The 13,965-nt window shown below is 46.5% G+C and carries 14 protein-coding genes and 1 pseudogene; all 15 read right to left on the bottom strand.

From position 1 onward, the window contains the following. Window positions 1-27: 27 nt before the first annotated feature. Window positions 28-198 (bottom strand): preprotein translocase subunit SecE, encoded by a 171-nt coding sequence (gene secE, locus C7R73_RS10390; RefSeq protein WP_106450455.1) that lies wholly within the window; start codon window positions 196-198, stop codon window positions 28-30. A gap of 35 nt (window positions 199-233) precedes the next feature. Beyond that, window positions 234-386, bottom strand: coding sequence for a 50S ribosomal protein L33 (gene rpmG, locus C7R73_RS10385; RefSeq protein ID WP_072763840.1), 153 nt, complete (start codon window positions 384-386; stop codon window positions 234-236). A gap of 192 nt (window positions 387-578) precedes the next feature. Then, a complete protein-coding gene (locus tag C7R73_RS10380; RefSeq protein WP_106450454.1) occupies window positions 579-2,753 on the bottom strand; it encodes a PTS sugar transporter subunit IIABC in 2,175 nt (724 codons plus the stop codon). 258 nt (window positions 2,754-3,011) lie between these two features. After that, window positions 3,012-3,518: a GNAT family N-acetyltransferase gene (locus C7R73_RS10375; RefSeq protein WP_106450453.1), complete on the bottom strand. Its 507-nt coding sequence runs from the start codon at window positions 3,516-3,518 to the stop codon at window positions 3,012-3,014. After that, window positions 3,515-4,456, bottom strand: a complete 942-nt coding sequence (gene menA, locus C7R73_RS10370) for a 1,4-dihydroxy-2-naphthoate polyprenyltransferase (protein WP_106450452.1) — start codon at window positions 4,454-4,456, stop codon at window positions 3,515-3,517. Before menA ends, C7R73_RS10375 begins: the two co-directional genes overlap by 4 nt. 11 nt (window positions 4,457-4,467) lie before the next feature. After that, window positions 4,468-5,523 carry an FAD:protein FMN transferase gene (locus C7R73_RS10365; protein WP_338064720.1) on the bottom strand — a complete coding sequence of 352 codons (1,056 nt, stop codon included), beginning with the start codon at window positions 5,521-5,523 and terminating at the stop codon, window positions 4,468-4,470. Between the two features lie 126 nt (window positions 5,524-5,649). Beyond that, a complete protein-coding gene (locus tag C7R73_RS10360) occupies window positions 5,650-6,186 on the bottom strand; it encodes an FMN-binding protein (protein ID WP_106450450.1) in 537 nt (178 codons plus the stop codon). A gap of 211 nt (window positions 6,187-6,397) precedes the next feature. Then, window positions 6,398-7,378, bottom strand: coding sequence for a polyprenyl synthetase family protein (locus tag C7R73_RS10355; RefSeq protein WP_106450449.1), 981 nt, complete (start codon window positions 7,376-7,378; stop codon window positions 6,398-6,400). 34 nt (window positions 7,379-7,412) lie between these two features. Further along, window positions 7,413-7,835: a NusG domain II-containing protein gene (locus tag C7R73_RS10350; protein ID WP_106450448.1), complete on the bottom strand. Its 423-nt coding sequence runs from the start codon at window positions 7,833-7,835 to the stop codon at window positions 7,413-7,415. Between the two features lie 71 nt (window positions 7,836-7,906). Beyond that, window positions 7,907-9,784 carry an NAD(P)/FAD-dependent oxidoreductase gene (locus C7R73_RS10345; protein WP_106450447.1) on the bottom strand — a complete coding sequence of 626 codons (1,878 nt, stop codon included), beginning with the start codon at window positions 9,782-9,784 and terminating at the stop codon, window positions 7,907-7,909. Between the two features lie 227 nt (window positions 9,785-10,011). Continuing rightward, window positions 10,012-10,599, bottom strand: coding sequence for a Gx transporter family protein (locus C7R73_RS10340; protein WP_106450446.1), 588 nt, complete (start codon window positions 10,597-10,599; stop codon window positions 10,012-10,014). A gap of 136 nt (window positions 10,600-10,735) precedes the next feature. Beyond that, on the bottom strand, window positions 10,736-11,341 hold the full coding sequence (locus tag C7R73_RS10335) for a sigma-70 family RNA polymerase sigma factor (RefSeq protein WP_106450445.1): 606 nt from the start codon (window positions 11,339-11,341) through the stop codon (window positions 10,736-10,738). Between the two features lie 146 nt (window positions 11,342-11,487). Next, window positions 11,488-12,240, bottom strand: a complete 753-nt coding sequence (locus C7R73_RS10330; protein WP_161525928.1) for an HAD family hydrolase — start codon at window positions 12,238-12,240, stop codon at window positions 11,488-11,490. Between the two features lie 90 nt (window positions 12,241-12,330). After that, window positions 12,331-13,084 (bottom strand): annotated as a pseudogene (locus C7R73_RS10325) (transketolase-like TK C-terminal-containing protein); the annotation flags it as partial. 130 nt (window positions 13,085-13,214) lie between these two features. Further along, a complete protein-coding gene (locus C7R73_RS10320) occupies window positions 13,215-13,955 on the bottom strand; it encodes a DeoR/GlpR family DNA-binding transcription regulator (RefSeq protein ID WP_205076509.1) in 741 nt (246 codons plus the stop codon). Window positions 13,956-13,965: the final 10 nt, after the last annotated feature.

The following is a 13,965-nucleotide window of genomic DNA, read 5'->3' as shown; positions in this document are numbered from 1 at the left end:
GAAGACCGTATGGCTACAAATCTTCTTTTAATTTAAGATTAAATCCATTGTCTCTGTGATCCCAAAATCTACTGCGGCAAAAAATATTCCGAATAGAATGGTTGTAACGACTACCGTATTTGTATATTTTGCTAATTCCTTACCAGTCGGCCAAGTCACTTGCTTCATTTCATCCGTTACGCTCTTCAGAAATTTCATGCTTATCCTCCTACTATATGTTGCCAGTTTCGTCTTTATTTCGTTTCTTTGTGCAAGGTATGCTTTCCGCAGTACCGGCAAAATTTCTTGACTTCCAAACGTTCTGTACGACCTTTTTCAGTAGGTGTGATGGTGTAGTTCCTTGATCCACATACGGTACAGGCTAATGCGGCTTTTCTTATAGCCATGTCGCTCACCTATTTTCTCTCTATTTGTGTACACAATACAAGCTAATATTAGAGCGCCTGCCCCAAATAGTCAACCTTTTTATTTTTGTGGATACGCCCAGAAATACAAAAAGGCCTCCGGATCTGAGACCGGAAACCTTTTTGTTGCGCTATTCATTTCTGCATTACCTTATCCGCGTTGAATCTTACTTCTTATTGAACTGTAACGATTGCATCGCCAAGATCTACAGTACCTTCTGCAACAACTTCAATGTTTTTGTAATTGAAAGTGTTTGTGATTACGATAGGAGTAGTTGTCTTGTAACCGGAAGCTTTGATGAAGTCGATATCGAAATCAACCAATTTGTCTCCGATTTCAACAAAATCTCCAGCCTTAACATAGGTAGTGAAACCTTCACCTTTCAGATTGACTGTATCCAAGCCGATGTGGATCAAAATTTCAACACCTTCGTCCGATTCAAGACCGATAGCATGCTTCGTGTCGAAAACCATGACGACTTTACCGTTGATCGGTGAAACAACTTCACCGACTGCAGGTTCGATTGCGATCCCTTTACCCAATGCTTCACTGGCGAAGGCAGCGTCATCCACTTGCGTCAATGGAATGGCGATACCAGCGATAGGCGAACGCAAAGTAGTGGCAACTGTCGCTTTTTCTTCAGCAGCAGGCGCTGCTGGTGTTACTGTTGCTTTTTCTTCTGTTTTTTCAACAGCCTTCAGACCATAGTAGTCTTCTTTGGAAGGCAGTTTTGCAGCACTGCCGCTTTCAATGAATTCTTCCAGGTTTGATTTGATGTTAGAAACTTTCGGTCCGTAAACAACTTGAACGCCGTTTCCTTTATGGATGACGCCGGAAGCTCCCGTGCCCTTCAATAATTCTGCATCAACCAAATCTCCGTTTGCTACAGTTGTACGCAGACGTGTCGCACAGCTGTCGACGTCCACGATGTTCGCTGCGCCACCTAGACCATAAATGATGGAAGCAGACATTTCATCCGTTTCGTTTTTCACGACTGACGAAAGGTCTACAGCGCCTTCTTGCGCTTTCGCATTCATGTCAGCACGTGTATACAGCTTCACTTCAGTCGAATCATCTTCACGACCTGGAGTCTTGTAGTTGAACTTCTTGATCAAGAATGAGAACAGGAAGTAGTAGACTACGAAGTAAGCAATACCGATGATGACGATCCAGATCCAGTTCGTTTTTGCATTCCCTTGCAGGATACCGTACAAGAACATATCGATGAATCCGCCTGAGAAAGTCATACCGACACCTACGCTGAACATATGCATCAGCATATAAGCAGCACCGGCCAAAACAGAGTGAATGATATATAACGGTGTAGCAACAAACAAGAATGTGAATTCCAACGGTTCAGTGATACCCGTAAGCATGGAAGTCAACGCAGCAGACAACAATAGTCCGCCGGCTTCTTTTCTTTTTTCTGGTTTAGCTGTGCGGTACATCGCTAAAGCAGCACCAGGCAAGCCGAAGATCATCAACGGGAATTTACCTGACATGAAACGTGTAGCGGCAACACTGAAGATAGTTGTGTCAGGATCAGCTAATTGCGCGAAGAAGATGTTTTGTGCACCTTCGACCATTTTTCCGCCGACTTCCATCGTTCCACCCACTGCTGTTTGCCAGAAAGGCAAGTAGAATACGTGGTGAAGACCGAAAGGAATCAACGCACGCTCCATGAAACCATACAGCCATGTTCCTGCATAACCGGAACCTTGTACCAAAGCACCGATCGCATTGATGCCTTCTTGCACTGGCGGCCAGATGTAAACCATCAGGATACCTACGAACAAGTAGACGATCGATGAAATGATCGGAACAAAACGAGTGCCTTCAAAGAATGAAAGAGCAGCTGGTAATTGAATTTTATAAAAGCGATTATGAAGTGCAGCAACACCCAAACCGACGATCATACCTCCAAAAACACCCATTTGCAATGACTCGATACCCAATACGTTTGAGATTGATCCTTCGATGAACTGATCTGCGCCGCCACGGGCTACGATCATAGCGCCGATGGATGAATGCATGATCAGGAAGGCGATGACAGCAGCCAAAGATGCAGTCGCTTTTTCAGCTTTCGCCATACCGATGGCACAGCCGACAGCGAAGATCAACGGCAAGTTCCCAAAGACAACCGATCCGGCCTGGTTCATTACGTTCAATACATCATAAATGAAGGTCCCTTGACCCATCAGTTCCGTTAAACCATATGTTTCTAGTGTCGTAGCATTAGTAAATGACCCACCGATACCCAAAAAGAGTCCGGCTACTGGTAAAATGGCGATTGGCAACATGAACGAACGGCCAACACGCTGTAAAACACCAAAAAGTTTGTCCTTCATTTTTAATCCTCCAAATACGGACAAGGAAAATTACGTTGCGGAACAGGTTGACCCGCTCCGATTGCAACTGACCTCGTTCTCTTTATTTAAGCGGACGGAAAATGCAGGGGATGAATATAGCGCTTTCTTGGTCAATAAATGAAGATTCCGAAAGATAAGACACTCCGAATCCATAGCCATTATAACGTAACTGGCTTTTCATTAAAAGCAAGAAGTAACATTTTGGACACAATTTTAAAAGCTTTTTCGAAACTGCCATTATGAAAACGCTTCATTGTATAGGCATGTTAATTCAAGCAACATTGTGCAAGAATTCCGCTGGTTTTTCACGGTGCGGAATCCATAGCGCTCATAAAGGCGGTGCACCGGATTGGAGCGGGCCACACTCAAGGAGACAGCCTCCAAATCAATTGCCCGCAGATGCATCAGCACCCGCTCCAGAAGCGCTGTCCCGATTCCGCGCCCGCGGAAAGCCGGCAGCACAGCAACCATGAGCTCCGGCACATCTTCGCGGACGAAACCATAGCCTTTTTGCTCAGTCGTTGCAAACCGGACCCACACAGCCCCGACCGATTCACCATCGGACAGCGCTACGAAGGCCAAATCGCCTTCCCTGCCGAAGTCCGCATAGTAGCGTCGGATTGCCGGCTCTTCCAAGACCTTCCGCGGCAAAAAGCCCCCGCCTTTGGGCGAATAGATCGCCTGATAAGTCATTTCCTTCAGAAATAACTTATCCGCAGGGGCTCCGTGTCTGATCGTGATCATTTCAGGATAAGCGACACAATCAGCAGGATGATTTCCAAACCGTGATAAAGAATCAGGTTTTTGATCGCCAAATCGAAGGTCGTCGCTTTATCCTGTTTGGCTTTGAAGCGGTTGATGTTGCGCTGGATGATCGGGAAGATCGCCCAGATGAACAGCATCCAGACCGGATAGATACCGAACAGCACCGAAATTGTCGTCGCAGCGAATGCGCCGTAATACAGCCAAGCATACAGGCGTACAGCAACCGGCTTGCCGATGTAGAAAGTCAACGTGTAGCGGTGATTGGAAATATCCGTTTCATAGTCGCAGATATTGTTCGCCAGCATGATGTTGGCGATGCTGAACACAAGCGGCGCTGACTGCAGCAGGATGACCAGCAGCGTCGCGATGTTTCCCGCCAACGTAAAGTTCGGCCATTGAACCAGAAGCGACGCCAACGTTCCGGCTGGCACGTTCACGAAGACAGCGATGAAGAAGATGCCGAAGCCCATCGTCAGTCCCGAAACCACTTCCCCAAGAGGCATCCGGGAAATCGGAAACGGACCGAACGTGTACAGGATCCCGATCGCAAAGCAGAGCGCACCGATCACCAGCAGCAACAGATTGGTCCGCGCCGTCAAAATCAATCCGAGCAACGCAGCGAATGCAATCATCGAAACGATGATCGTCGCAGCTTTTTTGACGGAAATCGAAGCTTTCCCGAGGATATTTTCCTCATCGCGGTAAACCAGATTCTTCGCTTTTACATAGTCCATCGTATTGTTGATGGCTGTCGTCGCCATATCAAATACGACCATTGCTATGAAGAATAAAATAGTGTTCAACGCATTGATGCTGCCGAAATGGTAGAGGGTAAACAAGGTTCCGAGCACAAACGGAAACAGGCTGGCCAACTTGGTTTTGATTTCCACAAATTCCAAAAATACAGGTACATTCATCTCATTCACTCCTACTCATTTTCCCAAATATAATCGTCATTCGTCAGTTCAAAATTATCCGCCAAACCGTCCGAAACGTAGACTTTCTTGTCCTTTGTGACAAAAACGGCTTCGATATCGTCCCGTTCGTTGACATAGGCCAGACCCGCTTCCATCCCGAGACCGAAGACGAGCGTCGATAAGGCATCCCCATCAATCGATTTATCGGACAGTATTGAAACACCGGCGATGTCGTTATCGAACGGATAGCCCGTTTCCGGATCCATCAGATGGTGGTAGCTGATGCCGTCCACTTCAATGTAGCGTTCATAGATCCCTGAAGTCACGATCGAACGGTCTTTTTGCTTCGTCTTGCCAATGGTTTCCCCGCGCGCCGCCAACGGATCCTGGATGCCTACGTTCCAGGACTCCCCTTCACGCAACGGCGATCCCCCCAGCACGTAAACGTTACCGCCGAGGTCGATGATGGCCGTCGTCACACCTTCCTCGACGAGCAATTCCTTCACTTCGTCGGTAATGTAGCCCTTGGCGATGGCGCCCAAGTCCAAGCGCATGCCCGCATCTGCCAACTGGACAGTCTGTTCCTTCTCGTCCAGCACGACGCGCTCGTAATCGACCAAAGTCAATGCCGCATCGATTTCGCTCTGTTCCGGCTTCCTGGCGTCATCGAAGCCGATATGCCACAGTTCCGTGATCGGCCCGATCGACAAGTCGAAATCCCCATCGGACGCCTCGCTGTAAGCCCACGCGCTCTTCACCAACGGGTAGACATCATCAGACAGTTCCACCGCCGCCGTCCCTGCCGCAGTATTGACTGCATCGATCTCCGACCCGGGTTCATTTACAGTGATCTTGTCGGCCAGTTCCTCCACGCGGTCGAACGCTTTTTCCAAAACGGCCTCTTTGCCTTCGTCATAGACGCGCACCGTCACATATGTCCCCATCAGAAATTCCGTTTTCTCATACGGTTCTTTCCGTACAGTCGTTTCTTCTGGTGTGTCGCTATTGCCGCAGCCCCCTAAGAGGAGCGCCAGCAGCATTACACCCGAAAGCCCGGCTTTATTCATATATTTTTTCATCCGTTCACCCCATATCTACATTTAAAAAAAACAGGCAGGAACAAGAACGCTGTCCCTACCTGTCTATGATAATCTTTTTTATTCCTGAATACACCAGAAAAGCGGAAACTTGGTTTATTCTTCGACTACGTTGTCGACTTCGATTGGATCTGTTTCGCCGACTGTTGCTGCATCAACTAACTGTTGTGCATATTTCTTGAAGGTGTCAGAAGAATTCGTAGCGCCTGTTACGACTTCCACCGCGTCAGGATCTTGTTTTTCAACCAATTGGCTGTTCAATGCTGGGAAGTACTCAGCAGGACCTACGCCAACTTTACCTGTCATGTTAGCTTGGTATTCCGCATCTTCAGATTTCTTTTCGCCGGCTTCATTCACGTTCTCATATGTTGAGGCAGTGATTTTTCCGTCCACGACAGTGATCGAGAATTCAGTTTTCCAGCCACGTGTGTCGAAGTTCTTTTCAACCAATGTGTAAGTGCCGTCTTGCAATTCAGCTGCTGTTGAAGATGCTTCAGAAGAAGACTCAACTACAACTTCGGATGAAGCCGCTTCTGAGGATTCAGTTTCTGTGTCGGCTCCGCCGCAAGCTGCTAATACGAAAGTTGATGCCAACAAAAGAGTTGCTGTAGATAACGTTTTCTTTAGTTCCATAATCTATCCCACCCTGTTCTATTTTATTATAATGGCTAGATATGTGATGCCAATCACAAGCTCCCTATATCTCTCCACTTACTTATCATACCATTTGTTACATCTTTAGCCAAATAAAATCCTTATATTTATATAAAAAAACCATTATTTTCTAATGTTTTATCTTAAAATGAGATGCTATCAATCCGCATAACGCGTCACAACAGCTTTGCTACATATTGCGATAAAGCAATTGCTCAGTTAATTTCGTTAGCGTTTCCTTTACGGGATGATCCGGCAACTTTTTGATCAACTTCAGCGCTTTCGTCGTGTACTTCTTGGCCAAGGCCTGTGCAGCGCGATTGCCGCCATAGCGTTCCACCAAACCATGAATCTCCGCGAGCTCCTCAGCAGTCACATCCGCCCCTTTGGCGATATAGGCAGCGAAGGCTTTACGATCGGCTTGCATCGCATACAGCACAGGCGCCGTGTAGATGCCGTTGCGGAAGTCGCTCAGAGCCGGTTTGCCCAAGGTCTTATCGTCTTGCGTGTAATCCAATACATCATCCATGACCTGGAAGGCCATGCCGATATTGTGGCCGATCCGATAGGCCAGCTGGGCCAACTTCTCATCCTCATCCGATCCATAGGCACCGGCATAGCAGCTCAAGGCGAAGAGTTGGGCTGTTTTGCCTTGGATCTGGCGCAAGTAATCGCGCATGCGCATGTTCGGATTGTAGCGCATATCCATCTGGTTCAGCTCGCCGATTAGAATGCTTTCCATCCCATTCGTGTCGATCTTCAGCACCGCCGCATCGCCCGCATAAGCGGACAGCAAGCGGAAGCAGACCGTGAACAGGTAATCCCCCGAATAGACGGCAATCTGATTGCCGAATGCTCGGTTCATCGTCTCCTGGCCGCGGCGGGTGCCGGCTTCATCGATCACGTCATCATGCATCAACGTCGCCGTATGCAACAGCTCCACTGCCGCCGCGATCGCCTGCGCCCGTTCCGCATCCCGTTGCGGGGAATAGTAGGAAAACAACAGGCAATAGGCCGGCCGCAGCATTTTCCCACCCGAGAGTAGCCGCGACAGGATCGCTTCCCTGACCGCTTGATTTTTGAGTGTTATGTTTTTTTCCAACAGCTCATTGGTGGCGACCAACTCCGCTTCCAACAGCGGATACTGGTCCCACATCGAATGAATTTTCATACTGAACTCCTTTTGTTCTGCCCTTAAGTATTTGTCAGGAGATGATGTCGAGGGCCTCTTCATCGTCAGCAGTCGCCCCTTGGGCACCCCGCACCTCCACCAGCACGCGGTTCGGCAGACACATGATTGTCTCCCCGATGCCATCCTTCGCGCCCATGCGCACACACAATTGGTCGTCGCAATCGGCGGAAGCAATCCGGATTTGGGCCCCTTCCCGCACGATCACATTCTCATGCCCGTGGTCGTCCTGATAGACATACGTCTCCGTTTTGCCGTCATCCTTCAGGACAAATTCCTTCACCACGTTGCCGTCCACACTTATGACTGCGATGTTATCCGCGCTCTCCGCATTGGCTTGATGGTAGGAGAAGACCCCCAACGGCAGGAAGGAAGCCGCCATCAAAAAAAGGATGATGAGCAGATCGCCCCTGCGGATCATTTTCAGGTATTTTCTCATTTCCCGTCCCTCTCTTCTGAAAAGAAAAGGGCTAAAGCAAGTCTCCCCACCTTAACCCTGTTAGATCGTTATTATTGACCGATGCCCGGTCTATAGATTGATTTTGTCTTACCGTACCACCAGTTGTCAAGTTTCTTCTGAATCCATGGAATCACGTAGTAGTCCAAACCGAAGGCTCTGCCTGAACCGTTCATCAAAGCGATGGCCACAGGAATGAACCACATGTTCACCCAGTAGAACATCCCGGATAAGGAGAACGAGATCACCAATGCGATCGTTGCGGCATTTGCCAAGAAAGTGAACAAGCCTGCGATGATCGCTAAACCGATCAGCAACTCGACGATTGTCATGAATTTCTGGAAGAACAAAGCCATTTCCGGATTCGGGATCATGACCTGCATGATGCTGTTGAACCACTCAGGCGCCTCTTTGAAGATCATCATCGGTTCTTCACCGTAGGCATAGCTCAAACCGAATACCGGCTGGCTGACTGCAGCAGCCGTGTCGGTTACCGCTTCGGATGCCCCGGTTGTCGCTTCCTTCAACCAAGCGAAAGGCAGGACGATTTCATCGCCGAACCAAGAAGTCGTGCCGTACAGGCCGAAGATCTTCTTGAGCGCTTCCCACGTCCACATGCTGCCGTAGAAGACACGCAATGGCAGTGCCCAAAGTACATTACCCAAACGGGACAAGTGACCACGGAAGATGTTGCGTTTTTCTTTGATATGGAAGAATTCATGATAAATGTATTGCACGAAATAATAACCTGAACCAATCGTCATGAAGTAGAACAAGTTCACCATGTGTTTCACCAACATTGCTATGAAGCCGCTCAAATGGATTTTGTCCATCAAGTAGGCCACGCCATAACGGGAACCGATCGAAATCATGAATCCTTGATACGTTCCTTTGTGTTCGTGCTTCTCGGTGCCTTCGATAGAAGCGATGATGTTGGCTGCGGCTGTATGTCCCGTTTGTTCCGCGGACTGAACGATCTGCGGTACTGGCGCGTTGTTTTTGTCAGGCTCTTCGTAGTAGACCAAGTCCCCTGCCAGATAGACGCCTTCGGAATCTTTTGCTTCCATGTATTTATTGGCTACCAAACGGCCCGCTCTTGCTTGTTCGATGCCGTAAGCAGCTACGTCTGTGTTCGCTTTTACCCCTGCCGTCCAGATCAGCGTGTGTGTCGGAATGACGGTTCCATCAGACAACTCGACGCTGTCCTTCTTGACGTTTGCAACGCCATTGCCTTTAATGATTTGGATGCCTTGCTTCAGCATGTATTTCTCAGCTTTTTGTTGTTCCTTTTCGGTAACGACACCCAAAATTTGTGGTGCAGCTTCAACCAAATAAAGGCTGAATTCAGCCGGATCCAATTTGTTGGCTCTAGCCAGTTGGTCTTTCCATTCCATCAGGTCGCCGACCAGTTCCACACCGGTAAAACCAGCTCCGCTGACTACTGCAGTCAACATTGCTTTGCGTTTTTCATCATTGTGTTCATTTGAAGCTGCTTCGACTGTATCCTGGATATGACGGCGAATTTTGTTCGCATCTTCCCAGGACCACATCGTGAAACCATTCTCATCGACACCGGGGACGTTGAACGTATTCGGCTCGCCACCCATTGCCAGAATCAGGTAGTCATAGTTGAAGCTATGGCTGCTAGTTGTAACCACTTTCGCTTCACGGTCCACATGGGTCACTTCATCCGTAATGATATCCACGTTTCTGTTACGGCTGAACAGACGTTGCAGATCGTATTGGATCGCATCGGGCTGCACACGTCCCGCTGCCACCTCATGCAACTCGGTCATGTAAGTCTGGTAGGAATGTTTGTCGATCAAGGTGATCAAGACATCCGGATTTTTCTTGAAATGTCGGGACAGTTTCTTCGCGGCGGCCACACCGGCGAAACCTGCTCCCACAACCACAATATTCTTTTTACTCATTTGGCAGTCTCCTTTTTTCTATGTCCAGCGCCTCGCAGCGCTCATTCACTTATTTAAAATAACCACATTTATAAGTATAGTGTATTTGTGAATAATTGTCCATGCAAAACCTGCAAGTAGCATGAAAAAGTTCATGTATGAGCATTTTTTCATCTTTTTCACCTTGTTTTCTTCCTCACGGGTCGGCTTAAAACCTTTCGCATTGGAGATGTTCTCACAATAAAACGCTAGTCTTTCCCTTCCCGGTAGACCAATGAAGCCTCATACCACGCTTTCGTCAATTTACTTTTAGCGGACTCCTCCAATTGGAACTGACGAATCGTCGAAACGTGCTCCAACAAGTAATTCGCTGCCACACCGACCGCGATCCCCGAGAAGATGCCGGTAATGGAAAGGATCGGCAAGTAGAGCATCACACTGAACGATTGCGCGATCAGACTTGCCATCGCCAGCTGGCCGACATTATGCAGAATCCCTCCGGCAGCGCTGATCCCAATCATGCTGACCCGCTTCGGACCCAAAAGCCGGACCAAAAGCATCCCGCCATAACTCAAAAAAGCCCCCGCAAAACTGTAAAGGAAGGTAGATAACGTCCCGCCCAACAACGTCGAGATCAACAGCCGCATCCACACGACCTTCAAACTGTCCTTATAAGGCAGCGTAAAGATTGCCAATAATGTAATGATATTCGCCAAACCCAGCTTCGCACCAGGGGCAAACGCGAACGGAAACGGAATCGCCCGCTCCAGCATCGTGATGACCACACCTTGCGCAGCCAATAATGAAATATAGATCAAACGTTTATTTTTATTCATAGTTAGGTCCTTGCTTAATAAAATTCGTACTTAAAGTGTAGCACAATTGAGCCAAATAAATGAACTCAGGAACTGTTTTTACTAAAAGAAAAAATACCCCGCCGGAAAGTTTTTCCGGCGAGGCATTATTCGGATATCAATCTAACAAACGTTTCATTTTGCGGTGGCATCTATCATAGGCATTCTTAATAGAAGTCACTTCGCAATCCAGTTCATCGGCGATGGTCAGAAAATCCGATCCATTGATGAAACGAATGAACACAGCTTGCTCGAAATCAGACAAAATTTCAAAGTAACCTGATGCACTTTCTTTCACCATAACGATCTCTTCAGGAGAGAAGTTCATCGAAACTACGCCTTCAAAGGAATATTCCGTATGATTGCTGTACTGATTTTCCAAGATTGCATCCAACGACACCGCGCCTTTGTCAATCTTCCTCTTGACGGCGCTTTCTTTTCTGATCAAGCTAAAAATGTGGTGCTTAAGAGTCAGTTTGTAGAAACTCGCAAACTGCAAGCCTTTTTCGGGAACATAAGACTGAACAGCCTTATACAAAACCATGCGTGCTTCTTGCCAAAAGTCCTCCTGTTCCAAAGAACGTAGGTAATAAGCTTTGTTGAATTTCTTAACCAACGGCAAAAACCTGTAGAAAAGTTCTTCAAAGTACATAGGATGCCCTTGTTGGATCAGTTCCACCAATTTTTCCGGGCTGTGTTCCGATAGTTCCATTTCTTCATTCATAATTTAATCCCCCCAGTTATATTTAGACAATGTATCATGTGTCTCCATAAATCCATAATATATCGCCTAACACCTATTATACCAATAAAGAAAGCGCTGTCAAACATTAGTTTGTTTTTTTATTCACCAATTTTCGTTCTTATACTTTAACTTTTAAACAGGTAGTAATTCCTGGATGCTTTCTCGTTTGGTTGAGTAAGTCCATCCACCAACCGCAACAATTCCTCCGGGGTCTCCACCACATAAGTTGCCGACACTTCCTGGTTGGTTATTTTGTGGTTCCGGAAATTCACCCAGATTGTCTTCCAGCCAGCCGCAGTTGCCCCAATTACATCATTATCGAAATTGTCTCCAATGTAATATACGTCGTTTTTCGAGAAAACCATTCTTCTTTCCATCGCTTCGAAGATTTCTTTACTGGGTTTGGAGACGCCGGCTCCTTCCGAAACCAGCATATTTTCGGGAGCGATCCATTTGTCGAGACCCAATTGATTGATTTTCCTGAGTTGGTTATCGTTGGCACCGTTTGTGATGATGCCGATTTTGGCGCCTCTTTGGAGCAGCAGTTCAAAAATCTGCGGAATCTCTTCGATTAGTTTGATTTCGTTCTGAAATGCTTCGTAGGCCATTTGAAATTGCAACGCTTCCTCATCGGTTATCCGGATGCCCAGCTCCTCGAATGCCTTTGAGATGCGGTAAATGTGCATCTTTCTCATGTTTGTGATTTCATAGCCCGTCGATTCAAAAGCCTCATCGCTGTATTTTCTGCTCAGCTTATATAGTTCTTCTATCTTCACTTCATCCTCAAACCGGCTAAAATGCTTTTGGAAAGCCCGTCTGAAGGGTTCCAATTGGTCGTACAATGTATCATCGACATCGAATATAAATGTTGTCACCATTTTAATGATCCTCCCTAAGGTGTAATCCATTATCTTAACAATAGTACAAAAAGGGACAAAACTCCATCGAGTCTTATCCCTTTCGTTTTTCTACAACGTATTAAAAACAGAAACGACGCGTTCGACAGTAAAACCATATTCTCTGATGACCGTCTCACCAGGTGCGCTGGCTCCAAATGTATCGATTGCAATCATAGCACCATGATCCCCTACGTAGCGTTCCCAACCGAAGCTGGAGCCCATTTCAACCGACACGCGCTTCTTCACGTCTTTCGGCAACACGGATTCTTTGTATTCCGACGACTGGCGGTTGAACAGATCGAAGCTTGGGAAGGACACGACGGAGACGTCCTTGCCTTGTTCACGCAGGCTGCTCTGGGCTTTGATTGCAAGATTCACTTCCGATCCGGTTGCGATCAGAATGCCGTCCGGTTTTTTCGCCCTGTTGTTTGGAGAGGACGTAGCCGCCTTTTGCGACACCGGCCTCAGCCAGTTCCTTCGTTTGAGGAATGACCGGCAGGTTTTGTCGGCTCAGCACCAAGACTGTAGGTGTCTCTTTTGACTGCATCGCAATTTTCCAGGCCGCGACTGTCTCATTTCCATCAGCGGGTCTGATGACATGGACATTCGGCACGCAGCGTAGGCTTGCCAAATGTTCGACTGGTTCATGGGTAGGTCCATCTTCCCCGACCGCCACGGAATCATGGGTCATTACGTATGTAACCGGGACTTTTTGAATGGCGCTCAGACGTACAGCAGCTTTCAGATAGTCGAGGAATACGAAAAATGTTCCGCCATAAACTTTTGTTCCGCCATGTAGTTGGATCCCATTCATAGCCGCTGCCGTGAAGGCGAATCATTTTTTTTGGTCCCTACTTAGTTATGAAATATGCTTTTAGAGGACAAATAAAAAAACGTCTCACTAAGGAAACGTTTGTCGTTCTATCATTTTATAATCGAACTTACTTAAAACACTATTCTGCAACTATAAACTCTGTTGCTTTAGCAATTTTTTCGTCATACTTATCTGATATCACTGTGCATTCCTCAACTCCAAATGCAAAACAGAGAGCGCTCTTATTAAACTTACTACTATCACATAACACATAATTTTTTTTTGATCTACTTATAACAATTTTCTTCTTATTTGCTTCGTGAATATTGGGTGTAGTTATTCCTCGGGATACATCCAGATACGATGTTCCTATAAAAGCTTTATCAAAATTGAAATTCCGTAAATTATTTTCTGCAATAGGGCCATTAACAGAACTAATATCGCTATTGTATTCTCCACCTATGATGTACATCTTAATATGTTCATACTGTCCATTCAATAAAGCTGTATTTGAAGTCACTACTGTAATGTCTTTATTATTGATATATTTCATCAAGCTTGTGCATGTTGTACCAGAATCAATGTATATTACATCTCCATCAGAAATATATGATGCGGCAGTCTTTGCAATGATGTCTTTTTCTTTTTTTTGTAAACCTAATTTTGTTGATACTGGGAGTTCTAAGGACTGACTTTTCAGCTTAACTGCTCCTCCTTTTAAAAAAACAACCACATCTTCATCTTCTAAATCTTTTAAATCACGTCTGAGCGTAGATTTAGAAATGCCTTCGATGTGATTTAAAAAATCGTCGATATAGAAAATTTCTTCATTTCCAAGTATTTCAACAATTTTTTTCTTTCTTAAATAAGGAATCATCATATTACCACCT

The organism is Trichococcus alkaliphilus, assembly GCF_003008695.1.
Lineage (GTDB): Bacteria > Bacillota > Bacilli > Lactobacillales > Aerococcaceae > Trichococcus > Trichococcus alkaliphilus.
Note: the sequence above shows the minus strand (reverse complement) of the source record. Positions and strands in the feature narration are given on the sequence as shown.